The organism is Pseudomonas sp. AE27, from assembly GCF_037113495.1.
Classification (GTDB): Bacteria; Pseudomonadota; Gammaproteobacteria; order Pseudomonadales; family Pseudomonadaceae; genus Aquipseudomonas; species Aquipseudomonas palmensis.
Window position 1 is genome coordinate 5,036,196 of record NZ_CP146966.1, and the last position, 20,803, is coordinate 5,056,998.

The following is a 20,803-nucleotide window of genomic DNA, read 5'->3' on the forward strand; positions in this document are numbered from 1 at the left end:
AAAGGGGTGTATCTTTTCGCCGGCAAGGCCGGCGCTTACGGGCGAGGGGACGGCACAGGCAACAAAAAAGTCCCCCAGCTTGCCACGCCGTTCGCAACAGATGAATATCACAGGTCAATCCTTTGCCCCGTTGTTGGTAACTTCCATGCCCGCGTCATTCCAGCCCGACTCCCTGCGTGCCAGCCTGCAACCGCTGGCCGCGCGTCAGCCGTTGTCGACCCAGGCGCAGGCGTACCGGCATTTCTACAGCCTGGACATCCCCGGCGTCGACAGCTGGCTGGGGCGTTTCGACACCGCAGGCTTCGAGCTGGTCGCCCAGGTCTGGCTGCCCGCCGCGCCTGTGGCGACGCTGGTATTGCTGCACGGTTTCTACGACCACATGGGCCTCTACCGCCACGCCATCGAATGGGCTCTGGCCCGGCAGTTCGCGGTCATCGCCTGCGACCTGCCGGGTCATGGGCTGTCCAGCGGCGAGCGCGCCAGCATCGATGACTTTGCGGTGTATCAGGACGTGCTGCAGGCGCTGTTCGAGCAGGGCCAGGCGCTGAACCTGCCGCAACCCTGGCACCTGTGCGGGCAGAGCACCGGCGGCGCCATCCTGGTCGACCACCTGCTGCACCACGGCGCGCACAGCCCGGCCCAGGGCCAGGTGATCCTGCTGGCGCCGCTGGTACGCCCGCGTGCGTGGCGCTGGTCAAAATTCAGCTATCAGGTGCTGCGCCACTTCGTCACCGGCATCGAGCGGCGCTTCAGCGAGAACAGCAACGACCCGACCTTTTTGCCGTTCCTGCAGGCCGACCCGCTGCAGCCGCGGCGCCTGCCCACTGCCTGGGTCGGGGCGCTGATGGCGTGGGTCAAACGTATCGAGGTGGCGCCATGCAGCCCGCGCCAGCCGCTGATCGTGCAGGGGCAGGCCGACATGACTGTGGACTGGCCGTACAACCTTGAGGTGCTCAAGGCCAAGTTCGCCGAACCGCAGATTCTGCTGATGCCCGAAGCCCGCCACCACCTGGTCAACGAACTGCCGGCAATACGCCGAGACTACTTTGCCTTCATCGGCCAGCGCCTGGGCTGATCACTGCAGGTCCGAGGTGCTCTGACCGACCGCCAGGCCAGCCCGGATTGCGGCCAGGGCGGCGGCATAGTACGCCTTGCCTTCGGGCGATTCGGCAAAGCTTGCAAAGGCATCGAGTTCGGCATCCGACAGCCCGCGATACACATACAGCAGGGTGTTGTTCAGGTCGGCCTCGATCTGCTGCATCAGGCGCTGGCGCTGCCCGTCGAGCAGGCCCTGGGCCTGGCTGCCACCGAGCAGGCCGGGGATCATCTGGCTCAGGCTGTCGGCCGCCACCCCGGCAATCGCCAGGCTGACCTCGGCACCGGCCTCGCGGGCCGGCAGGGCCTGGGCCAGGTGGCCGATGATCAGCAGGCGGCTGTCGCTGGCCTCGATCTTGGGCAGGCCCTTGGCATTCTTGGCCAACTGGTCACGGCGGGTGGCCAGCAGCTCGGCCGCCACGATCTTGCGCCCCAGGGGGGATTGAAAAAACGCCAGCGCAGGCTTGGGGTCGCTGAGGTTGGCGCGCAACTGGGCTTCGGCGCGGCGGTCGACGGCGGTGGGTTCGAAACGCTGGTTGCTGTTGTTCACCAGGGCCTGGAAGACTGCAGGCGGCAGGCTGCTGCGATAGCGCTGCTGGGCGGCATCGAGGGCATCGGTGAAGTGGGCGCGCTGCTCCGGCCACCCGGCAACCTTGTACAGTTGGTCGTGGGTATCTGCCAGGACAGGCGTGGTGCAGATCATCAACAGCAGAAAAAACAAACGGCGCATTCAGGACTCCTGTCGGCAGGCCGCTATTGTCCGTGGCCCAGCGGGGCTTTGTCGAGACGCCAATGCACACTCTCGGCCAAGTGGCGCTGTCGGTTTTGCTGGCGGCTCGATACTATGCGCGGCATGCAGATATCCCTAGATCACCCCTTGCTGTCGCGCATCGTCGACGACCTGGCCACCCGTGGCTGGTCGCAGCACGACCTGTTCCTGCCGGCCCCGCTGACGCGGGCACTGGCGGCCGAGTGCCGCCGCCGCGCCGCCGAAGGCGAACTGGCCCCTGCGGGGGTCGGGCGAGGGCCCGCGCAGGAAGTACGCGAAGGTATTCGCAACGACCATATCCAGTGGCTCGAACCCGGTGACTCGGACGCCTGCGACCAGTACCTGGGGTTGATGGACGGCCTGCGCGAAGCGATGAACCGCGGCCTGTTCCTGGGCCTGGAAGACTTCGAGTGCCACTTCGCCCTGTACCCGCCCGGCGGCTTCTACCGCAAGCACCTGGACCGCTTTCGCGACGACGACCGGCGCATGGTCTCGGCGGTGATCTACCTCAACGAAGACTGGCTGCCCGAACATGGCGGGCAGTTGCGCATGACCCTCAAGGACAATGTGGAACACGATGTGCAGCCGACCGGCGGTTGCCTGGTGGTGTTCCTCTCCGGCGAGATCCCCCACGAAGTGCTGCCGGCCAACCGCGAGCGGTTGTCGCTCACCGGCTGGTTCCGTCGGCGCGGCAACGAGCCCTTCTAGCATGCATAAGGTACTGGTCAGCGCCTGCCTGCTGGGGCAGCCGGTGCGCTATGACGGTCGCGCCAGCGGGCATCCGGATGTGCTCCAGGGCTGGCAGCGGGAGGGTCGCGTGGTGCCGTTGTGCCCCGAGGTCGCCGGCGGTCTGCCGACCCCGCGGCCACCTGCGGAAATTCCCGGTGGGCAGGGCAGTGCGGTGCTGGAGGGCCAGGCCCGGGTGGTGACGGTAGCCGGCGAGGACGTGACCGCGCCGTTCGTGCAGGGCGCGCACCTGGCGCTGGCACTGGTGCGGCGCCACGCCATAAGGGTGGCCGTGCTCAAGTCGGGCAGCCCGTCCTGTGGCAACCGGCTGACCTATGACGGTACGTTCAGCGGCACCAGGGTGGAAGGTGAGGGCGTGACCACGGCGCTGTTGCGCCGGGCCGGGGTGCAGGTGTTCAGCGAACTGGAGCTGGACGCGGCCGTGCAGGCCCTGGATGCCCTCGACGCCTAAGGTGCGTCGGTGTCCACGGCAGCATCCGCCGCCTCGGTGTGGGTCTGGGCCTGGGGCTCGACAGCGGGCCGCGCCGCCTGCTGCGCCAGCTCGGTCATGCGCCCGTTGTCCTTGATGCGCTGCAGGGCGGCGTTCAAGGCTTTCTCGAAGGCCGGGTTGTCCTTCTGGAAGGGCATCACATAGCGTTTGTCGTCGTCGCCGTCGGTATAGGGTTCGCTGACACCCAGGCGCTGCTTGAGCTCGGGGCTGGCGGTGATCTGGTCCAGGGCGATGTCGTAACGGCCGCTTTCCACACCGTCCAGCAACTCGTCATGGTCGACGGGCACGAACTCCACCCCTACATCCAGCTCCTTGGCCAACGCCTGGCCCAACCCGATCTCGAAGCCGGTCCACTGGCCTTGCTTGCGGATATTGGTCGAGGAATCGGCGCTGATCGCGATACGCAGTTCATTTCGATCGTTGACCTCGTCGATCAGCTCGGCATGGGCCAACGGGGTCAGCAGGGCCGTGAGCAGTACCCCAATAGTCAAACGCATCTAAGCCCCTTTCCTGGTCTTTGGCAGTGAGTCCGGTCGCCGCGACTTTTTGTGTGTGTCGCGGTCGAACAGTGTCTAGGACCGCACTTGGCCGAGGATGTTAGATGCCAGGGAAGATTTTTCCGTGGCGTTTTTTAAAGCTTGCCTTGGCGCAATTGATCTATCGTAATGAACCGTTGCCCTGGTATTCAGGGGTAAGGGTTACCGAAGTAAATCACAGGAGAAGTGAATGAAAAGCCTATTTTCGCGTGCTGCCGTCGCTGGTTTGTTGATGGGCGTGTCCGCGCTGGCCGCCGCCGAAGGCCTGGTGAGCCAGGCACCACCCAAGGATGCCAAGGTATTCATCGTTTCCCCGGCCGATGGCGCCACCGTCGACAAGACCTTCACCGTCAAGTTTGGCATCGAAGGCATGGAACTCAAGCCGGCCGGCGACGCCACCCCGCATAGCGGCCATCATCACCTGCTGGTGGACGTCGACAAGGCGCCGGCTGCCGACCAGGTGCTGCCCACCAGCCTGATGCCGGAAAACGGCCAGCCGCTGCCCGCCGGCCCGCAGGTACTGCACTTTGGCAAGGCGCAGACCGAAACCCAGCTGACCCTGACCCCTGGCAAGCACACCCTGCAACTGGTGCTGGGCGACAAGTTCCACGTGCCGTTCAAGCCAAGCGTGGAATCGAAGAAGATCACCGTGACCGTGAAGTAAAACGCGGGCATGAAAAAAGGCGACCCGAGGGTCGCCTTTTTCATTTGTATCGGTGCTGCCGGCGAAGCGTTTAGAACAGCACGCGCGAACGGATGGTGCCGTTGATGTGCTGCAGCTTCTCTTGCGCCAGGTCCGAGTACTCGGCATCGACGTCGATCACCACGTAGCCGACCTTCTCGTTGGTCTGCAGGAACTGACCGGAGATGTTGATCGAGTTTTCCGCGAACACCTTGTTGATCTCGCTGAGCACGCCCGGAATGTTCTGGTGGATGTGCAGCAGGCGGTGCTTGCCCGGGTGCGCCGGCAGGGCCACTTCAGGGAAGTTGACCGACGACACGGAGGTACCGTTGTCGCTGTACTTGACCAGCTTCTCGGCCACTTCCAGGCCGATGTTGGCCTGGGCCTCGGCGGTGGAACCACCGATGTGCGGGGTCAGGATCACGTTGTCCAGGCCACGCAGCGGGCTTTCGAACTGCTCGTCGTTGGAGCGCGGCTCTACCGGGAACACGTCGATGGCGGCGCCGATCAGGTGCTTGTCCTTGATCGCGGCGGCCAGGTGGTCCAGCTCGACCACGGTGCCACGGGCGGCGTTGATCAGGATCGCGCCCTTTTTCATCGCGCGGATTTCCTTCTCGCCGATCATCCACTGGGTGGATGGCAGCTCAGGAACGTGCAGCGAGACGATGTCGGCCAGGCCCAGCAGCTCGTGCAGGCTGGCGACCTGGGTCGCGTTGCCCAGCGGCAGTTTGGTCAGCGGGTCGAAGAAGAACACCTGCATGCCCAGGCTTTCGGCCAGTACCGACAGCTGGGTGCCGATCGAGCCGTAGCCGACGATGCCCAGCTTCTTGCCACGGATCTCGAAGGAGTTGGCCGCGCTCTTGATCCAGCCGCCACGGTGGCAGGAAGCGTTCTTCTCGGGGATGCCGCGCAGCAGCAGGATCGCTTCGGCCAGTACCAGCTCGGCAACCGAACGGGTGTTGGAGTAAGGCGCGTTGAACACGGCGATGCCGCGCTCGCGAGCGGCGTCCAGGTCGACCTGGTTGGTGCCGATGCAGAAACAGCCGACAGCGACCAGTTTCTTGGCGCAGTCGAAGACCTCTTCGGTCAGCTGGGTGCGAGAGCGAATGCCGATGAAGTGGGCATCGGCGATCTTTTCCTTCAGTTGCGCATCCGGCAGGGAGCCGGTGAGGTATTCGATGTTGCTGTACCCGGCGGCCTTGAGGACGTCCACGGCGGATTGGTGGACGCCTTCGAGGAGAAGGAACTTGATCTTGCTCTTATCGAGAGAAGTCTTGCTCATCTGCGTAAACCTGTGTCCCGGAGAAAAATGGCAGGGAAAGAAGCGCTCGCAGCATCGGCTTTCGGCACGATCTGCGGGGGTGCGTATGCTAGCATAGGCACCCCTGTTTACGCCCATCCCTGGCACGTGAAACGTGCTCAGGGTGACCATGAATTGTTCGAGAGTTCTGTAGATGACCGATCGTGCGCTGTTGGATGAGCTGATGACCCTGGTTGAGCCTGGAAAGGTCCTGACCGACGCTGCTTCACTTGATGCGTACGGCAAGGACTGGACCAAGCATTTTGCTCCAGCCCCCCTGGCCATCGTGTTCCCCAAGAGCACCGAACAGGTTCAGGCCATCGTGCGCTGGGCCAACCAGCGCCAGGTCGCCCTGGTGCCGTCGGGCGGGCGCACCGGCCTGTCGGCTGCCGCAGTAGCTGCCAATGGCGAAGTGGTGGTGGCGTTCGACTACATGAACCAGATTCTCGACTTCAATGAATTCGACCGCAGCGTGGTGTGCCAGCCTGGCGTGATCACCGAGCAGCTGCAGAATTTTGCCGAGGACAAGGGCCTGTACTACCCGGTCGACTTCGCGTCGGCAGGTTCCAGCCAGATTGGCGGCAATATCGGCACCAATGCCGGCGGTATCAAGGTGATTCGCTACGGCATGACCCGCAACTGGGTAGCTGGCCTCAAGGTCGTGACCGGCAAGGGCGACCTGCTCGAGCTGAACAAGGACCTGATCAAGAACGCCACCGGCTACGACCTGCGCCAGCTGTTCATCGGCGCCGAAGGTACCCTGGGCTTCGTGGTCGAGGCCACCATGCGCCTGGACCGGGCACCCAACAACCTCACCGCGATGGTGCTGGGCACGCCTGATTTCGACTCCATCATGCCGGTGCTGCACGCCTTCCGTGGCAAGCTCGACCTGACCGCCTTCGAATTTCTCTCCGACAAGGCCCTGGCCAAGGTGCTGGGCCGCGGTGACGTGCCTGCGCCGTTCGAGACCAATTGCCCGTTCTACGCGCTGCTGGAATTCGAAGCCAGCACCGAGGAAGTGGCCAACGAAGCCCTGGCCACCTTCGAGCACTGCGTCGAGCAGGGCTGGGTACTGGATGGCGTGATGAGCCAGAGCCAGCAGCAACTGCAGAACCTGTGGAAGCTGCGCGAGTACATCTCCGAGACCATCTCGCACTGGACCCCGTACAAGAACGACATTTCGGTAACCGTGTCCAAGGTGCCGGCGTTCCTCAAGGATATCGACGCGATCGTCGCCGAACGCTACCCCGACTTCGAGGTGGTGTGGTACGGCCACATCGGCGACGGCAACCTGCACCTGAACATCCTCAAGCCCGACGACATGAGCAAGGACGAGTTCTTCTCCCGTTGCGCGGTGGTCAACAAGCAGGTGTTCGAGACGGTAGAGAAATACAACGGCTCGATTTCGGCCGAACACGGCGTGGGCATGACTAAACGTGACTACCTGACCTACAGCCGTTCGCCGGTCGAGATCGAGTACATGAAGGCAGTGAAGGCGGTGTTCGACCCCAACGGGATCATGAACCCGGGCAAGATCTTCGCCGTCGAGTGAACCCAGCAGCGCCAATAACATCGTTCCAGGAGTCGGCAATGAACTATCAGCACCAGTATGTAGACGGCACGCGTACTCATCTGCCGGTGGGCAAGGTGGTGTGCATCGGTCGTAACTACGCCGAGCACGCCAAAGAGCTGGACAACCCGATTCCGACCGAGCCGCTGCTGTTCATCAAACCGGGCAGTTGCGTGGTATCGCTGGAAGGCGGGTTCAAGATCCCGGCCGAGCGTGGCTCGGTGCACTACGAGGCGGAAATCGCGGTGCTGCTGGGCAAGTCGCTGTCGCCGGCGCCTACCGAAGAAGAAGTGCTCGACGCCATCTCCGGCTTCGCCCCGGCACTGGACCTGACCCTGCGTGACCTGCAGGCGCAGCTCAAGGAAAAGGGCCTGCCCTGGGAGCGCGCCAAGTGCTTCGACGGCGCCTGCGTGCTGACGCCCTTCGTGGTTGGCAGCACATTCGAAGACCTGGCCGATATCGGCATTCGCCTGAGCATCAACGGCGAGGTGCGCCAGGACGGCAACAGCGCGCTGATGCTCAACCCGATCGTGCCGATGATCCAGCACATGGCCTCGCAGTTCGCGCTGCAGGCGGGTGACGTGATTCTTACCGGTACGCCGGCCGGCGTCGGGCCGCTGAGCGCTGGCGATGAGCTGGTGCTGGAACTGCCTGGTGTGAGCCGTTTCGAGGGCAGCGTTCGCTGACCTGCCCCGGTGGCAGTCGATAGCCGACTGCCACCTTTTCCCCGGCCTTTGATCGGGCGTTGCCGTTTTTTTCACAAATGATCCGGATAATCCCCGCGAATCAACCTTGTGAACGTGCCTGCGTGTTGCGTGCCAGGCTAAAAAAACAACGGGAATACCTGATGGCCACACCTTATCCTTCCAGCGGTTCGCTCCCTCCTGTGCGCAAGCGTCGTCTCCTGTTGCGCTGGTCTACCTGGCTGGTGACGGCTGCGGTGATCGGCTATGGCGTGGCCATCGCCATGCACTGGGACGACCGTGGCCTGCTGTGGCTGCAGGAGCGTTTCGAGTCGGTGAGCGAACAGCAGGCCAGTATCTGGCTGCCGGGCTATACGGTCGATATCGACGCCAAGGTGCTGCCGGGCATGGAGGACGATGAGGCCTCCGACCTGGCCTATGACCCCCAGCGCAAGACCCTGTTCGCCGTCATGGGCAAGAACCCGTTCCTGGTAGAGCTGACCCTGGACGGCGATGTGCTGCGCAAGCTGCCACTTCACGGCTGGAACAACCCCGAGGGGGTTGCGGTGCTGGCGGACGGGCGGTTGGCCATTGTCGACGAGCGTGATCACACCATGACCATCGTCAGCCTGGACGACAGCACCCAGGCATTGAACATCAAGGATTTCACGCAATACGACCTGGGCCCTTCGGCCAATCAGAACAAGGCCTTCGAGGCGATTGCCTGGGACCCGCGCAACCAGCGCCTCGTGCTGGGCGAGGAGCGTCCGCCGCGGCTGTTCACCTGGCGCACCGACGGCCGTTCGCCGCTGACCGGCGACAAGCAGCCGCTGCCCAGTGACGAGCTGGACCTGCGCAACCTCTCGGCGCTGGGGATCGACCCCCGTACCGGGCACATGCTGGTGCTGTCGGCCGACTCGAACATGCTGCTGGAGCTGGACGAGCGGGGCGAGCAGGTCAGCTTCATGACCCTGCTCGGCGGTTTCAACGGTCTGAAAAAGCGCATCCCTCGCGCCGAGGGCGTGGCCATGGACGACCAGGGCACCCTGTACATCGTCAGTGAGCCGAACCTGTTCTACCGCTTTCGCAAGCAGTGACTCCCGCATAGTGGCATTAAGCTTCGATTCAGTTGGCTATGGTTAGATGACGCCCGAACCCTGCCGAGTCTTCCCGAATGCGTCGTTACCTGCCCCTGGTCTTTCTTGTTTTCAGTCTGCTGGCCCTTGCCGCCCTGGGCGTGGCGGGGCAGCAGCACCGCGTGTTCGAGCGTGCCTGGTTCGACCTCAAGGCCTGGTGGCAGCCGGCCGAGCAGGGCATGGGGCTGAGCCGCTACCAGGTGGTGGTCGAGGCACGCCCGGTCGAGGGGCTGCAGGCGGATATTTCGGCGCTGACCTTCGACCCGGACCGCAACAGCCTGTACACGGTCACCAACAAGAACCCCGAACTGATCGAGCTATCGCTTGAGGGGCGCATCGTGCGGCGCATCCCCCTGACCGGTTTCGGCGACCCCGAGGCGGTGGAGTATGTGGGGCCGGGCAGTTTCGTGATCACCGACGAGCGCGAGCAGCGCCTGATCCGGGTGCATGTGGCGCCCGATACCGCGTTTCTGGATGCCAAGGATGCCGAGCAGCTTACCCTGGGCATCGGCCTGAACGGCAACAAGGGTTTCGAGGGGCTGGCCTACGACTCGGGCGGCAAGCGCCTGTTCGTGGCCAAGGAGCGCGACCCGATGCTGATCTACGAGGTGCACGGGTTTCCCCATGACAATCCGGAGCAGCCCTATGCGGTGCACGTGGTGCAGGACCGCAAGCGTGATTCGCGGTTGTTCGTGAGAGACCTGTCGAGCTTGCAGTTCGACGAGCGCAGCGGGCATCTGCTGGCCCTGTCGGACGAATCGCAACTGGTGCTGGAGCTGGACGTGAAGGGCAAGCCGATCAGCAGCCTGTCGCTGCGCAAGGGGTCTGCCGGGTTGAAGGCGAGCGTGCCGCAGGCCGAGGGGATTGCGCTGGACGATGCCGGGACGCTGTATGTGGTGAGCGAGCCGAACCTGTTCTACGTATTCAAGAAGACCGAGTAGGCTGTATCGCGGGTCAAGCCCGCTCCCACAAGATCACACCGAACCTGTGGGAGCGGGCTTGGCCCGCGATGAGGCCGCCCCGCAAGCTTACCTGGTCAGGGTCTTCACGCCGTCCGCGGTCCCCAGCAGCAGCAGGTCCGCCGGGCGCGCCGCGAACAGGCCGTTGGTCACCACGCCCACGATCGCGTTGATCTGGGTTTCCAGCTCCACCGGGTTGGTGATCTGCAGGTTGAACACGTCCAGGATGATGTTGCCGTTGTCGGTCACCACGCCTTCGCGGTACACCGGGTCGCCGCCCAGTTTCACCAGCTGACGTGCCACATGGCTGCGCGCCATCGGGATCACCTCGACCGGCAGCGGGAAGGCGCCCAGTACAGGCACCAGCTTGCTCGCGTCGGCAATGCAGATGAAGGTCTTGGCCACGGCCGCGACGATCTTCTCGCGGGTCAGGGCTGCGCCACCGCCCTTGATCAGGTTCAGGCGCTCGTCGCTCTCGTCGGCACCGTCCACATAGAACTCCAGGTCGCTGACCGTGTTCAGCTCGTACACCGGAATGCCGTGGCCCTTCAGGCGTGCAGCCGTGGCCTCGGAGCTGGCGACCGCACCATCGAACGCACCCTTGTGCAGCGCCAGGGCGTCGATGAAGCAGTTGGCGGTCGAACCGGTGCCGACGCCGACGATGCTCTTGTCATCGAGCTTGGGCAGAATGAAATCGACAGCGGCCTGGGCGACAGCCTGTTTGAGTTGGTCCTGGGTCATGCGGGCTCCGGAGCGGGCAGGGGTATCGTGAGGGCGCGTAGTATAGCGGCTAAAACCACAGACTGGCTGTGGTCGCCCGACCGGGCGCTGCGGTAGACTCCGAGGCCCCGCCCAGCTGCCCAGTGATGCGTTCCCGATGCTCGAACAGTACGTCAAGAAGATCCTCACCTCGCGCGTCTATGACGTCGCCGTCGAAACCCCGCTGCAACCGGCCGGCCAGCTCAGCAAGCGCCTGGGCAACCACGTGCTGCTCAAGCGCGAAGACCTGCAGCCGGTGTTCTCGTTCAAGATCCGCGGCGCCTACAACAAGCTGGCGCAATTGAGCGCCGAGGAACTGGCGCGGGGCGTGGTCACCGCCTCGGCCGGCAACCATGCCCAGGGCCTGGCGCTGGCCGCCCGTGAACTGGGGATCAAGGCCACCATCGTGATGCCCAAGACCACCCCCGAGATCAAGGTCGAAGGCGTGCGCTCGCGGGGCGCCAAGGTGGTGCTGCATGGCGATTCGTTCCCCGAGGCGCTGGCCTACTCGCTCAAGCTGGTGGACGAAAAGGGCTTCGTCTATATCCACCCCTATGACGACCCGCACACCATCGCCGGGCAGGGCACCGTGGCCATGGAGATCCTGCGCCAGCACCCCGGGCCGCTGGACGCGATCTTCGTGCCGGTGGGCGGCGGCGGCCTGATCGCCGGCATTGCCGCCTACGTCAAATACCTGCGCCCCGAGATCAAGGTGATCGGTGTCGAGCCGGACGACTCCAACTGCCTGCAGGCCGCCATGGCCGCCGGCGAGCGCGTGGTGCTGCCGCAGGTGGGCCTGTTCGCCGATGGCGTGGCGGTGGCGCAGATCGGCCAGCACACCTTCGACATCTGCAAGGATCATGTGGACGAGGTGATCACCGTCAGCACCGACGAGATCTGCGCGGCCATCAAGGACATCTACGACGATACCCGCTCGATCACCGAACCTGCCGGCGCGCTGGGCGTTGCTGGCATCAAGAAGTACGTTGAGCTGCGAGGTGTGACCGGGCAGACCCTGGTGGCCATCGACTCCGGTGCCAACGTGAACTTCGACCGCCTGCGCCATGTGGCCGAGCGCGCCGAACTGGGCGAGGGCCGCGAGGCGATCATCGCAGTGACCATCCCCGAACAGCCGGGCAGCTTCAAGGCGTTCTGCGAGGCCATCGGCAAGCGCCAGATCACCGAATTCAACTACCGCTACCACGCCGACGGCGAGGCGCACATCTTTGTCGGGGTGCAGACCCACCCCGACACCGACCCGCGCAGTGCCCTGCTGCACAGCCTGACCGCGCAGGGTTTCCCGGTACTGGACCTGACCGACAACGAGCTGGCCAAGCTGCACATCCGCCACATGGTGGGCGGGCACGCTGCGCGGGTCAGCGACGAGCTGGTGCTGCGCTTCGAGTTCCCGGAGCGGCCGGGGGCGCTGTTCAACTTCCTCAACAAGCTGGGGGGGCGCTGGAACATCTCGATGTTCCACTACCGCAACCATGGCGCGGCCGATGGTCGCGTGGTGGCCGGGCTGCAGGTGCCGGATGATGAGCGCCACCTGGTGCCGGCGGCACTGGCCAAGATCGGCTACCCGTACTGGGATGAAACCGACAACCCGGCGTACCGGCTGTTTCTGGGCTGAACGGCTACGCTGTTGGGCAACGCCTGAGGAATAAGAAGACATGGAATTGCTGACAAGCCTGAAAATCGCCCACGTACTGGCCACGGTCGTGCTGCTGGGCAGTGCCCTGGGCCTGGCGCTGTGGGTCTGGCTGGCACGATGCAAGGGTGACGTGACTGCGCACACGCGCCTGTTGCAGCGGCCTTTGCTGTTCGTATGGTTGCTGATGGGCGTATGCCTGGTGAGCATGCCGTTCAGTGGCTGGTGGCTGGTGCACCTGATCGGCTGGCCATTGGGGCAGACCTGGGTGCTGGGCTCCAGCCTGATCTATACGGTGGGGGCGTTCTGCTGGTTCTGGCTGAGTGTGCGCCTTAACCGGCTGCGCACGGCGCCGGGCGCAGGCAACCCGAAGGTGACGCTGGGCCTGGCGGTGTTCTGCGCCGTGTGCTTCATCGCGATTGCCGGGCTGATGGGTGCAAAACCCGTCTGATGCCTTCGCCAGCAAGGCCGGCTCCTACACCCGTTGCGCTGTAGGAGCCGGCCTTGCCGGCGAATGGTCACACCTCAATCGCGCAGGCTGATCACCGGCCAGCCGCGTTTCTCGGCTTCGGCACGCAGGGTCGGGTCCGGGTTCACCGCCACCGGGTTGGCCACCTGCTCCAGCAGCGGCAGGTCGTTGATCGAGTCGCTATAGAAGTAGCTGTCGTCCAGGTTCAAGCCATTCTCTTCGAGCCAGCGGTTCAGGCGCGTCACCTTGCCTTCACGGAAGCACGGCACGTCGATGCTGCGCCCGCTGTAGCGACCGTCGACCATCTCGCACTCGGTGGCCAGCAGGGTCTCCACGCCCAGGCGCTGGGCAATCGGGCCGGTGATGAAGCGGTTGGTGGCGGTGATGATCACCAGCTTGTCGCCCGCGTCACGGTGCTTTTGCAGCAGCGCCAGGGCCTGGGGCAGGATGATAGGCTCGACGCAGTCGCGCATGAAGTCGCGGTGCCATTCGTCGAGTTGCGCCATTTCGGTCCTGGCCAGGATCTCCAGGGTGAATTCAAGGTACGCGCCCTGGTCCAGCTTGCCGGCCAGGTAGTCCTGGTAGAACGCATCGTTGCGGTTCTTGTAGGCGATGGGGTCGAGAATCCCGCGTTCGCACAGGTAATCGCCCCAGGCGTGGTCGCTGTCGCCACCCAGAAGCGTGTTGTCCAGATCGAATAAAGCCAGGCGCATCGAAGTCACTCGCATAACATCTGAAAAGGCCCACAGAATACGGACTTTTATCTGCTATGCACATAAGGTGGAGCGGCGCGTTGCTGGCGTTGCAAGCTTTGTGGAACAATGCGGCGACATGCGTTTGCGAGGTTGCTGCCGTGATCGACCCCGATGGTTTTCGCCCCAATGTCGGGATCATTCTGACCAATGATCTCGGGCAGGTGCTATGGGCTCGACGGATCAACCAGGATGCCTGGCAGTTTCCACAAGGCGGGATCAACCCCGAGGAAACGCCGGAAGACGCCCTGTACCGCGAGCTGAATGAAGAAGTGGGCCTGGAGCGGCAGGATGTTGAAATTCTTGCCTGCACCCGTGGCTGGTTGCGTTATCGTTTACCCCAACGCCTGGTGCGTACCCACAGCCAACCGCTGTGCATCGGCCAGAAACAGAAATGGTTCCTCCTGCGCCTGGTGTCCAACGAGCAGCGGGTGCGGATGGATTTGACCGGTAAACCGGAATTCGATGGGTGGCGCTGGGTCAGCTATTGGTATCCGTTGGGCCAGGTGGTGACATTCAAGCGCGAGGTTTACCGCCGCGCTCTCAAAGAGCTTGCCCCGCGCCTGCTGGCGCGCGACTGACGACGGAGTTCGACCCCGAGCCATGCTCAATACGCTGCGCAAGATCGTCCAGGAAGTTAACTCCGCCAAGGATCTCAAGACGGCGTTGGGGATCATTGTGTTACGCGTCAAAGAAGCCATGGGCAGCCAGGTGTGTTCCGTCTACCTGCTCGACCCGGAGAGCAACCGCTTCGTGCTGATGGCCACCGAGGGCCTGAACAAGCGCTCCATCGGCAAGGTCAGCATGGCCCCCAACGAAGGCCTGGTGGGCCTGGTGGGTACCCGCGAAGAACCGCTGAACCTGGAAAACGCCGCCGATCACCCGCGTTATCGCTACTTTGCCGAAACCGGCGAAGAGCGCTTTGCCTCCTTCCTCGGTGCACCCATCATCCACCACCGCCGAGTGGTGGGCGTGCTGGTCATCCAGCAGAAGGAACGTCGCCAGTTCGACGAGGGCGAAGAAGCCTTCCTGGTCACCATGAGTGCGCAGCTGGCCGGGGTTATCGCCCATGCCGAGGCCACCGGCTCGATTCGCGGCCTGGGGCGCCAGGGCAAGGGTATCCAGGAAGCCAAGTTCGTCGGCGTGCCCGGCTCGCCTGGCGCGGCGGTGGGCACGGCGGTGGTGATGCTGCCGCCGGCCGACCTGGACGTGGTGCCGGACAAGACCGTCACCGACATCGACGCCGAACTCAAACTGTTCAACAACGCCCTCGAAGGCGTGCGCAGCGACATGCGCAACCTCTCGGCCAAGCTCGCCACCCAGCTGCGCCCCGAAGAGCGTGCGCTGTTCGACGTGTACCTGATGATGCTCGAAGACGTCGCCCTGGGCGGCGAGGTGGTGGAGGTCATCAAGACCGGCCAGTGGGCCCAGGGCGCCTTGCGCCAGGTGGTGGGCGAGCACGTCAACCGCTTCGAGCTGATGGACGACGCCTACCTGCGCGAGCGCGCCTCCGATGTCAAAGACCTCGGCCGGCGCCTGCTGGCCTACCTGCAGGAAGCCCGCCAGCTGACCCTGGTGTACCCCGACAACACCATCCTGATCAGCGAAGAGCTGACCCCGGCCATGCTCGGCGAAGTACCCGAAGGCAAGCTGGTGGGGCTGGTGTCGGTACTCGGCTCGGGCAACTCCCACGTCGCGATCCTGGCGCGTGCCATGGGCATCCCCACGGTGATGGGCCTGGTCGACCTGCCGTATTCGAAGGTCGACGGCATCCAGATGATCGTCGACGGCTACAAGGGCGACGTCTACACCAACCCCAGCGAAGTGCTGCGCAAGCACTACACCGAAGTGGTCGAGGAGGAGCGCCAGCTGGCCCAGGGCCTGGACGCCCTGCGCGAACTGCCGTGCGAGACGCTCGATGGCTACCGCATGCCGCTGTGGGTCAACACCGGGCTGCTGGCCGACGTGGCGCGGGCGCAGCAGCGCGGCGCCGAAGGGGTGGGGCTATACCGTACCGAAGTGCCGTTCATGATCAACCAGCGCTTCCCCAGCGAAAAGGAGCAGCTGGCGATCTATCGCGAGCAGCTGGCGGCCTTCCACCCGTTGCCGGTGACCATGCGCAGCCTGGACATCGGGGGTGACAAGGCGCTGTCGTACTTTCCGATCAAGGAGGACAACCCGTTCCTGGGTTGGCGCGGTATCCGCGTGACGCTGGACCACCCGGAGATCTTCCTGGTGCAGACCCGCGCCATGCTCAAGGCCAGCGAAGGCCTGAACAACCTGCGCATTCTGCTGCCGATGATCTCCGGGATACACGAACTGGAAGAGGCATTGCACCTGATCCACCGCGCCTGGGGCGAGGTGCGCGACGAAGGCACCGACGTGCCGATGCCGCCGGTGGGGGTCATGATCGAGATTCCGGCGGCGGTCTACCAGACCCGCGAGCTGGCGCGCATGGTCGACTTCCTGTCGGTGGGGTCCAACGACCTGACCCAGTACCTGCTGGCGGTCGACCGCAACAACCCGCGGGTGGCCGACCTCTACGACTACCTGCACCCTGCGGTGCTGCAGGCCTTGCAGCACGTGGTGACCGCGGCGCATGCCGAGGGCAAGCCGGTGAGCATCTGTGGCGAGATGGCTGGCGACCCGGCAGCGGCGGTGCTGCTGATGGCCATGGGCTTCGACAGCCTGTCGATGAACGCCACCAACCTGCCGAAAGTGAAATGGATGCTGCGTCAGATCAGCATGAGCAAATCCAGGGAATTGCTGGAGCAAGCTATGGGTATCGATAACCCGCAGGTTATCCACAGCTCGCTGCAACTGGCCCTGAAGAACCTGGGGTTGTCGCGGATGATCAATCCTGGGGCTTCCAAGACCCTGTGAAGCCGGGGCCGCTTCGCGGCCCTTCGCCGGCAAGGCCGGCTCCTACAGGAGGTCGATGTAGGAGCCGGCCTTGCCGGCGAAGGCGTCAAACCTGCAAGGTGACCTCGCCCAACTGCCCTCCAAACGGCCCGAAGCTGCGCTCCACCATCAACCTGCTTCCATCCGCCTCGACAATCAACACCGTACTCGCCCGCGTCCCGTAGTTCTGGCTGGCAATGAACACGCTCGACAGCAACCGCTCGGTCGCCAGCCCCACACCGGTCTGCGGCAGCTCGGCCTCTTCGGCCTGCTGCTCATCCCCCAGCAACGCCAGCAGCCGCTGTGGTCGCGGGTCCTGCAGCTGGTCTTCGAGCGCAGCCCGCATCTTCAGCAGTTTCGGCCACGGCGTATCCAGCCCGGCATTCGACAAGCCGTACACCCCCTCGCCCAGCAGCACCGGCGCCGCCTCCTGCGCATTGAGGTACCCCAGCTGCCCGGCGTCCCCTACCAGCAGGTTGAATCCCGAATACTGGCTGCTGCGGCTGGCCACATGGTCCAGGTAAGCCTCCACCCCCAGCTCGCCGCGCAGAAATCCCGCCACCAGCTCGCCGCGCGAGCGCGCACCCTGCGCCTGCTGCGGGTCCCGAATATTGGTCAGCGCCGCAAAGCGCCCGCCCGGTCCGACCCCCAGCCAGCTGCCGCCAGCCTCCAGGTCACGTCCGGCATACACCCCCGGCGCATCCTCCCACGCCCCCAGCGCCTGGCTGGGGCGGGCATAGAACTCGTCACGGTTGGCCGCGACGATCAGCGGCCGGGCATGCCCCGGGCGCCATGCAAAAGCAATCAGACACATAGGTTCGCTCCCAGTGTTTTCAGCCACTCTACCCACACTGGCGTTCGCTATCCATCGACTAAACGTGTCTTCACTAGAGCCACAGGCCCACCTTCCGTTACCATGCCGAACTGATTTTGGGGGTCGACAATGGAATTTGTGATCTATCTGGTGCTGGGCGCCTGTGCAGGTGTACTGGCCGGGCTGTTCGGCGTGGGCGGCGGCATCATCATCGTGCCGGTGCTGGTACTGAGCTTCACCCTGCAGGGCTTCGACGCCTCGGTGCTGACCCACCTGGCAGTCGGCACGTCGCTGGCGACCATTGTCTTCACCTCGGTCAACGCCATCCTCGAGCACCACCGCCGTGGCGCGGTGCAGTGGCCGATCTTCGTGTGGATGACCGTGGGCATCCTGCTCGGCGCCGGGGTAGGGGCCAAGACCGCCTCGCTGATTCAGGGCCCGCACCTGCAGAAGATCATCGGCGTGTTCGCCCTGGTGGTGGCCGTGCAGATGGCCCTGGACCTCAAGCCCAAGGCCAGCCGCGGCGTACCCGGCAAGCTTGGCCTGACCGCCGCCGGCGGAGTGGTGGGCTGGGCCTCGGCGATCTTCGGCATCGGCGGCGGCTCGCTCACCGTGCCCTTCCTGACCTGGCGCAGCCTGCCCATGCAGCAGGCGGTGGCCACGTCCTCGGCCTGTGGTTTTCCGATTGCGGTGGCCAGTGCCCTGAGTTTCATCGTGCTGGGCTGGGACGAGGCGCACCTGCCGCCCAACAGCCTGGGCTTCGTGTATTTGCCGGCGCTGCTCGGGATTGCCCTGACCAGCATGTTCTTTGCCCGTTTCGGTGCGCGCCTGGCGCATAAACTGTCGCCACGCCTGCTCAAGCGGCTGTTCGCCGCACTGCTGTTCTGTGTAGGCCTGAGCTTTTTGCTTTAACGAGAGGAGTCACCATGCTGCCTTACCCGCAGATCGATCCCGTGGCACTGGCCATCGGGCCGCTGAAAATCCACTGGTACGGCCTGATGTACCTGATCGGCATCGGCGGCGCGTGGCTGCTGGCGTCGCGCCGGCTGCACCGCTTCGACCCCACCTGGAGCCGCGAGAAACTCTCCGACCTGGTGTTCTGGCTGTCCATGGGCGTGATCGTCGGCGGGCGCCTGGGCTACGTGCTGTTCTATGACCTGAGCGCGTACCTGGCCAACCCGACGCTGATCTTCGAGGTGTGGAAGGGCGGCATGTCGTTCCATGGCGGCTTCATCGGCGTGATGCTGGCGGCGCTGTGGTTCGGCAAGCGCAACAACAAGTCGTTCTTCGAGCTGATGGACTTCGTTGCGCCGCTGGTGCCGATCGGCCTGGGTGCCGGGCGCATCGGCAACTTCATCAACGCCGAGCTGTGGGGCAAGGCCACCGACGTGCCGTGGGCCATGGTGTTCCCGCCGTTCAGCGACCCGGCGCAATTGCCGCGTCACCCGTCGCAGCTGTACCAGTTCGCCCTGGAAGGTGTGGCACTATTCCTGATTCTGTGGCTGTACTCGCGCAAACCGCGCCCGACCATGGCGGTTTCCGGGATGTTCGCGCTGTTCTACGGCATCTTCCGCTTCATCGTCGAGTTCGTGCGGGTGCCGGATGCGCAGCTGGGTTACCTGGCCTTCGGCTGGCTGACCATGGGTCAGGTGCTGTGCGTGCCGATGATCGTCGCCGGTATCGCGCTGATCTGGCTGGCCTACCGCCGCGCGCCGAGTGCCAAGGGCGCCGCGCTTTAATTTTCCCGGCAGGGGCCTGGCCCCTGCCGGTATCGAGACAGGTAAGACATGAAGCAATATCTAGAGCTGGTGCGTGATGTGATCGAGAACGGCACCCTGCAGGGCAACCGTACCGGCGTGCGCACCATCAGCCTGCCGGGCGCCATGCTGCGTTTCGACCTGCAGAAGGGTTTCCCGGCCATCACCACCCGCCGCCTGGCGTTCAAGTCGGCGATCGGCGAAATGGTGGGCTTTCTGCGTGGCGTGAAGAACGCCGGCGAATTCCGTGAACTGGGCTGCAAGGTCTGGGACCAGAACGCCAACGAGAACGCCCAGTGGCTGGCCAACCCGTTCCGCCAGGGGCATGACGACCTGGGCGAGATCTACGGCGTGCAATGGCGCCAGTGGCCGGCCTACAAGCGCATCCCGCTGAGCAACCCGGCGGCCATCGAGCTGGCGCAGAGCAATGGCTTCGTGAAGATTGCCGAGGCAGAAGAAGAGGGCGAGGCGTTCGTGGTGCTGTACAAGGCCATCGACCAGATTCGCCAGTGCATCGACACCATCCACAACGACCCGGGCAGCCGCCGCATCCTGTTCCATGGCTGGAACTGTGCGCAGCTGGACGAGATGGCGTTGCCGCCGTGCCATCTGCTGTATCAGTTTCACCCGAACGTGGAGACCAAGGAGATTTCCCTGACCCTCTACATCCGCTCCAACGACCTGGGCCTGGGCACGCCGTTCAACCTCACCGAAGGCGCCGCGCTGCTGTCGCTGGTGGGCCGCCTGACCGGCTACACGCCGCGTTGGTTCACCTACTTCATTGGTGATGCGCACGTGTACGAAAACCACCTGGATATGCTCACCGAACAGCTCAAGCGCGAGCCGCTGGCGGCGCCCAGGCTGGTGATCTCCGACCGCGTGCCGGAGTATGCCAAAACGGGTGTGTACGAGCCTGAGTGGCTGGAGAAGATCGAGCCGAGCGACTTCAGCCTGGAAGGCTACGAGCACCATGCGCCGATGACGGCGCCGATGGCGGTCTAAGCGCGCCATACCGCTTCGCCAGCAAGGCTGGCTCCTACAAGGATCACCGCGATCCCCTGTAGGAGCCAGCCTTGCTGGCGAAAGGGCTGTCAATTAACGTCCAGTTTGTAGCCTTGGCGCACAATGCGCCGTTACGCCTGCTTCATCCCCAACTCCGCATCATCGATCAGCGCCTTGGCGAACCCGCTGAGGTAATAAGCTGCCCACACCGCTGCGCCATCGTCATCCATCACACCCTTCAGAATGAGCTTGTGCACGCAGCCGAGCATGATCGAAGCCTGCTCCAGTGCGGAATCGCAGGGGATGCCGGGGACGATTCGGAAGAGTTCTGTAGGTGGGTTTTGGCTTCGAATGAACGTCGCGGCACCTATCGTCTCGCCTGTGCCAGCTTGCGGGCCGTTACTCATGCAGAAATCCTCGTTCCAGAGTTAGCAGGTTGGCTAGTGCATGCTCTACCAACGCTTTAGCCATCTCGGCCGAATGCAGCACACTCAGCAGCATACTGTGGCTTGGATCATTGGCGTGGGTTTTACAGAATTCATTGGTGGTTTCATGGATGCCGCGCATCAATTCGCTAGCGAAGGCAAGGGAGTCAGCGGTAACGAGGTCGCTGTGGATGGAGAAGTAGGGGCTGGTGAATGGGGGTAGAACAGGCGGGTCGGGGACGATCTTTTTCATGGCGTAACTCCTAGGTTCACTCAGGAGCTACCGCCCAATCCCTCTCACAGGAT

The 20,803-nt window shown here is 64.1% G+C and carries 23 protein-coding genes; 15 read left to right on the forward strand and 8 right to left on the reverse strand.

Translation table 11 applies throughout. The features are described 5' to 3' along the window. Positions 1 to 145: 145 nt before the first annotated feature. Complete coding sequence (locus V9K84_RS23120; protein ID WP_058541761.1) at positions 146 to 1,075, forward strand: alpha/beta hydrolase; 930 nt, start codon at positions 146 to 148, stop codon at positions 1,073 to 1,075. Here V9K84_RS23120 and V9K84_RS23125 read toward each other — a convergent pair whose 3' ends face one another. Beyond that, positions 1,076 to 1,825: a DUF2059 domain-containing protein gene (locus V9K84_RS23125; protein ID WP_043863435.1), complete on the reverse strand. Its 750-nt coding sequence runs from the start codon at positions 1,823 to 1,825 to the stop codon at positions 1,076 to 1,078. 114 nt (positions 1,826 to 1,939) lie between these two features. Here V9K84_RS23125 and V9K84_RS23130 point away from each other — a divergent pair, with 114 nt between their 5' ends. Further along, positions 1,940 to 2,572 carry a 2OG-Fe(II) oxygenase gene (locus tag V9K84_RS23130; protein WP_043863436.1) on the forward strand — a complete coding sequence of 211 codons (633 nt, stop codon included), beginning with the start codon at positions 1,940 to 1,942 and terminating at the stop codon, positions 2,570 to 2,572. A 1-nt stretch (position 2,573) separates the two neighbouring features. After that, positions 2,574 to 3,062, forward strand: a complete 489-nt coding sequence (locus tag V9K84_RS23135) for a DUF523 domain-containing protein (protein WP_058541762.1) — start codon at positions 2,574 to 2,576, stop codon at positions 3,060 to 3,062. On the opposite strand, the gene V9K84_RS23140 is transcribed toward V9K84_RS23135, so the two are convergent. Beyond that, positions 3,059 to 3,598 carry a transporter substrate-binding domain-containing protein gene (locus V9K84_RS23140; RefSeq protein WP_043863438.1) on the reverse strand — a complete coding sequence of 180 codons (540 nt, stop codon included), beginning with the start codon at positions 3,596 to 3,598 and terminating at the stop codon, positions 3,059 to 3,061. The genes V9K84_RS23135 and V9K84_RS23140 overlap by 4 nt on opposite strands. Positions 3,599 to 3,827: 229 nt before the next feature. Here V9K84_RS23140 and V9K84_RS23145 point away from each other — a divergent pair, with 229 nt between their 5' ends. Next, positions 3,828 to 4,301, forward strand: a complete 474-nt coding sequence (locus V9K84_RS23145; protein ID WP_058541763.1) for a DUF4399 domain-containing protein — start codon at positions 3,828 to 3,830, stop codon at positions 4,299 to 4,301. A gap of 70 nt (positions 4,302 to 4,371) precedes the next feature. Here V9K84_RS23145 and serA read toward each other — a convergent pair whose 3' ends face one another. After that, on the reverse strand, positions 4,372 to 5,601 hold the full coding sequence (serA, locus tag V9K84_RS23150; RefSeq protein WP_043863440.1) for a phosphoglycerate dehydrogenase: 1,230 nt from the start codon (positions 5,599 to 5,601) through the stop codon (positions 4,372 to 4,374). A 172-nt stretch (positions 5,602 to 5,773) separates the two neighbouring features. On the opposite strand from serA, the gene V9K84_RS23155 reads away from it, so the two are divergent. From V9K84_RS23155 to V9K84_RS23170, 4 genes are all read left to right on the forward strand, one after another. Continuing rightward, positions 5,774 to 7,171 (forward strand): FAD-binding oxidoreductase, encoded by a 1,398-nt coding sequence (locus V9K84_RS23155; RefSeq protein WP_088514629.1) that lies wholly within the window; start codon positions 5,774 to 5,776, stop codon positions 7,169 to 7,171. A gap of 38 nt (positions 7,172 to 7,209) precedes the next feature. Continuing rightward, positions 7,210 to 7,875: a fumarylacetoacetate hydrolase family protein gene (locus tag V9K84_RS23160; RefSeq protein ID WP_043863442.1), complete on the forward strand. Its 666-nt coding sequence runs from the start codon at positions 7,210 to 7,212 to the stop codon at positions 7,873 to 7,875. Positions 7,876 to 8,036: 161 nt separating this feature from the next. Next, complete coding sequence (locus V9K84_RS23165; RefSeq protein WP_088514630.1) at positions 8,037 to 8,969, forward strand: SdiA-regulated domain-containing protein; 933 nt, start codon at positions 8,037 to 8,039, stop codon at positions 8,967 to 8,969. Between the two features lie 77 nt (positions 8,970 to 9,046). Further along, a complete protein-coding gene (locus V9K84_RS23170) occupies positions 9,047 to 9,949 on the forward strand; it encodes an SdiA-regulated domain-containing protein (RefSeq protein ID WP_088514631.1) in 903 nt (300 codons plus the stop codon). Between the two features lie 87 nt (positions 9,950 to 10,036). Here V9K84_RS23170 and rpiA read toward each other — a convergent pair whose 3' ends face one another. Beyond that, positions 10,037 to 10,708 carry a ribose-5-phosphate isomerase RpiA gene (gene rpiA, locus V9K84_RS23175; RefSeq protein WP_043863445.1) on the reverse strand — a complete coding sequence of 224 codons (672 nt, stop codon included), beginning with the start codon at positions 10,706 to 10,708 and terminating at the stop codon, positions 10,037 to 10,039. Positions 10,709 to 10,844: 136 nt separating this feature from the next. Here rpiA and ilvA point away from each other — a divergent pair, with 136 nt between their 5' ends. Together ilvA and V9K84_RS23185 are read left to right on the forward strand one after the other, a co-directional pair. Next, entirely contained in the window at positions 10,845 to 12,359 is a 1,515-nt protein-coding gene (gene ilvA, locus V9K84_RS23180; protein WP_054915520.1) for a threonine ammonia-lyase, biosynthetic, read from the forward strand. A 40-nt stretch (positions 12,360 to 12,399) separates the two neighbouring features. After that, complete coding sequence (locus V9K84_RS23185) at positions 12,400 to 12,828, forward strand: DUF2269 family protein (RefSeq protein ID WP_088514632.1); 429 nt, start codon at positions 12,400 to 12,402, stop codon at positions 12,826 to 12,828. A 74-nt stretch (positions 12,829 to 12,902) separates the two neighbouring features. On the opposite strand, the gene V9K84_RS23190 is transcribed toward V9K84_RS23185, so the two are convergent. After that, positions 12,903 to 13,559: an HAD family hydrolase gene (locus V9K84_RS23190; RefSeq protein WP_043863448.1), complete on the reverse strand. Its 657-nt coding sequence runs from the start codon at positions 13,557 to 13,559 to the stop codon at positions 12,903 to 12,905. A gap of 140 nt (positions 13,560 to 13,699) precedes the next feature. On the opposite strand from V9K84_RS23190, the gene V9K84_RS23195 reads away from it, so the two are divergent. Then, positions 13,700 to 14,179, forward strand: a complete 480-nt coding sequence (locus V9K84_RS23195; protein ID WP_043863449.1) for an RNA pyrophosphohydrolase — start codon at positions 13,700 to 13,702, stop codon at positions 14,177 to 14,179. A 22-nt stretch (positions 14,180 to 14,201) separates the two neighbouring features. Beyond that, the gene (gene ptsP / locus V9K84_RS23200; RefSeq protein ID WP_043863450.1) at positions 14,202 to 16,481 is read left to right on the forward strand and encodes a phosphoenolpyruvate--protein phosphotransferase; all 2,280 of its coding nucleotides are present in this window, start codon (positions 14,202 to 14,204) and stop codon (positions 16,479 to 16,481) included. Positions 16,482 to 16,566: 85 nt separating this feature from the next. On the opposite strand, the gene V9K84_RS23205 is transcribed toward ptsP, so the two are convergent. After that, the gene (locus V9K84_RS23205) at positions 16,567 to 17,313 is read right to left on the reverse strand and encodes an NRDE family protein (protein WP_054915521.1); all 747 of its coding nucleotides are present in this window, start codon (positions 17,311 to 17,313) and stop codon (positions 16,567 to 16,569) included. Between the two features lie 129 nt (positions 17,314 to 17,442). Here V9K84_RS23205 and V9K84_RS23210 point away from each other — a divergent pair, with 129 nt between their 5' ends. Genes V9K84_RS23210 through V9K84_RS23220 form a run of 3 tightly spaced genes read left to right on the forward strand, consistent with a single transcriptional unit; the run spans position 17,443 to position 20,072 of the window. Beyond that, positions 17,443 to 18,225, forward strand: coding sequence for a sulfite exporter TauE/SafE family protein (locus V9K84_RS23210; protein WP_088514633.1), 783 nt, complete (start codon positions 17,443 to 17,445; stop codon positions 18,223 to 18,225). Between the two features lie 14 nt (positions 18,226 to 18,239). Beyond that, positions 18,240 to 19,052, forward strand: a complete 813-nt coding sequence (gene lgt, locus V9K84_RS23215) for a prolipoprotein diacylglyceryl transferase (RefSeq protein ID WP_088514634.1) — start codon at positions 18,240 to 18,242, stop codon at positions 19,050 to 19,052. Between the two features lie 48 nt (positions 19,053 to 19,100). Beyond that, positions 19,101 to 20,072 carry a thymidylate synthase gene (locus V9K84_RS23220; RefSeq protein ID WP_088514635.1) on the forward strand — a complete coding sequence of 324 codons (972 nt, stop codon included), beginning with the start codon at positions 19,101 to 19,103 and terminating at the stop codon, positions 20,070 to 20,072. A gap of 131 nt (positions 20,073 to 20,203) precedes the next feature. Here the strand turns inward: V9K84_RS23220 and V9K84_RS23225 are convergent, their stop codons facing one another. Both V9K84_RS23225 and V9K84_RS23230 read right to left on the reverse strand, forming a co-directional pair. Beyond that, positions 20,204 to 20,479 (reverse strand): DUF3077 domain-containing protein, encoded by a 276-nt coding sequence (locus tag V9K84_RS23225; RefSeq protein ID WP_088514636.1) that lies wholly within the window; start codon positions 20,477 to 20,479, stop codon positions 20,204 to 20,206. After that, positions 20,472 to 20,750 (reverse strand): hypothetical protein, encoded by a 279-nt coding sequence (locus V9K84_RS23230; protein WP_088514637.1) that lies wholly within the window; start codon positions 20,748 to 20,750, stop codon positions 20,472 to 20,474. The genes V9K84_RS23225 and V9K84_RS23230 overlap by 8 nt, the downstream gene beginning before the upstream one ends. Positions 20,751 to 20,803: the final 53 nt, after the last annotated feature.

What these genes read in the sequence shown, in the direction of transcription:
- V9K84_RS23135 (WP_058541762.1), top strand. Translation starts at nt 2,574, where the DNA reads ATGCATAAGGTACTGGTCAGCGCCTGCCTGCTGGGGCAGCCGGTGCGC.
- V9K84_RS23160 (WP_043863442.1), top strand. Translation starts at nt 7,210, where the DNA reads ATGAACTATCAGCACCAGTATGTAGACGGCACGCGTACTCATCTGCCG.
- ilvA (WP_054915520.1), top strand. Translation starts at nt 10,845, where the DNA reads ATGCTCGAACAGTACGTCAAGAAGATCCTCACCTCGCGCGTCTATGAC.
- V9K84_RS23220 (WP_088514635.1), top strand. Translation starts at nt 19,101, where the DNA reads ATGAAGCAATATCTAGAGCTGGTGCGTGATGTGATCGAGAACGGCACC.
- V9K84_RS23120 (WP_058541761.1), top strand. Translation starts at nt 146, where the DNA reads ATGCCCGCGTCATTCCAGCCCGACTCCCTGCGTGCCAGCCTGCAACCG.
- lgt (WP_088514634.1), top strand. Translation starts at nt 18,240, where the DNA reads ATGCTGCCTTACCCGCAGATCGATCCCGTGGCACTGGCCATCGGGCCG.
- V9K84_RS23130 (WP_043863436.1), top strand. Translation starts at nt 1,940, where the DNA reads ATGCGCGGCATGCAGATATCCCTAGATCACCCCTTGCTGTCGCGCATC.
- V9K84_RS23185 (WP_088514632.1), top strand. Translation starts at nt 12,400, where the DNA reads ATGGAATTGCTGACAAGCCTGAAAATCGCCCACGTACTGGCCACGGTC.
- serA (WP_043863440.1), bottom strand. Translation starts at nt 5,601, where the DNA reads ATGAGCAAGACTTCTCTCGATAAGAGCAAGATCAAGTTCCTTCTCCTC.
- V9K84_RS23170 (WP_088514631.1), top strand. Translation starts at nt 9,047, where the DNA reads ATGCGTCGTTACCTGCCCCTGGTCTTTCTTGTTTTCAGTCTGCTGGCC.
- V9K84_RS23125 (WP_043863435.1), bottom strand. Translation starts at nt 1,825, where the DNA reads ATGCGCCGTTTGTTTTTTCTGCTGTTGATGATCTGCACCACGCCTGTC.
- V9K84_RS23205 (WP_054915521.1), bottom strand. Translation starts at nt 17,313, where the DNA reads ATGTGTCTGATTGCTTTTGCATGGCGCCCGGGGCATGCCCGGCCGCTG.
- V9K84_RS23140 (WP_043863438.1), bottom strand. Translation starts at nt 3,598, where the DNA reads ATGCGTTTGACTATTGGGGTACTGCTCACGGCCCTGCTGACCCCGTTG.
- V9K84_RS23145 (WP_058541763.1), top strand. Translation starts at nt 3,828, where the DNA reads ATGAAAAGCCTATTTTCGCGTGCTGCCGTCGCTGGTTTGTTGATGGGC.
- rpiA (WP_043863445.1), bottom strand. Translation starts at nt 10,708, where the DNA reads ATGACCCAGGACCAACTCAAACAGGCTGTCGCCCAGGCCGCTGTCGAT.
- V9K84_RS23165 (WP_088514630.1), top strand. Translation starts at nt 8,037, where the DNA reads ATGGCCACACCTTATCCTTCCAGCGGTTCGCTCCCTCCTGTGCGCAAG.
- V9K84_RS23225 (WP_088514636.1), bottom strand. Translation starts at nt 20,479, where the DNA reads ATGAGTAACGGCCCGCAAGCTGGCACAGGCGAGACGATAGGTGCCGCG.
- V9K84_RS23155 (WP_088514629.1), top strand. Translation starts at nt 5,774, where the DNA reads ATGACCGATCGTGCGCTGTTGGATGAGCTGATGACCCTGGTTGAGCCT.
- V9K84_RS23230 (WP_088514637.1), bottom strand. Translation starts at nt 20,750, where the DNA reads ATGAAAAAGATCGTCCCCGACCCGCCTGTTCTACCCCCATTCACCAGC.
- ptsP (WP_043863450.1), top strand. Translation starts at nt 14,202, where the DNA reads ATGCTCAATACGCTGCGCAAGATCGTCCAGGAAGTTAACTCCGCCAAG.
- V9K84_RS23210 (WP_088514633.1), top strand. Translation starts at nt 17,443, where the DNA reads ATGGAATTTGTGATCTATCTGGTGCTGGGCGCCTGTGCAGGTGTACTG.
- V9K84_RS23190 (WP_043863448.1), bottom strand. Translation starts at nt 13,559, where the DNA reads ATGCGCCTGGCTTTATTCGATCTGGACAACACGCTTCTGGGTGGCGAC.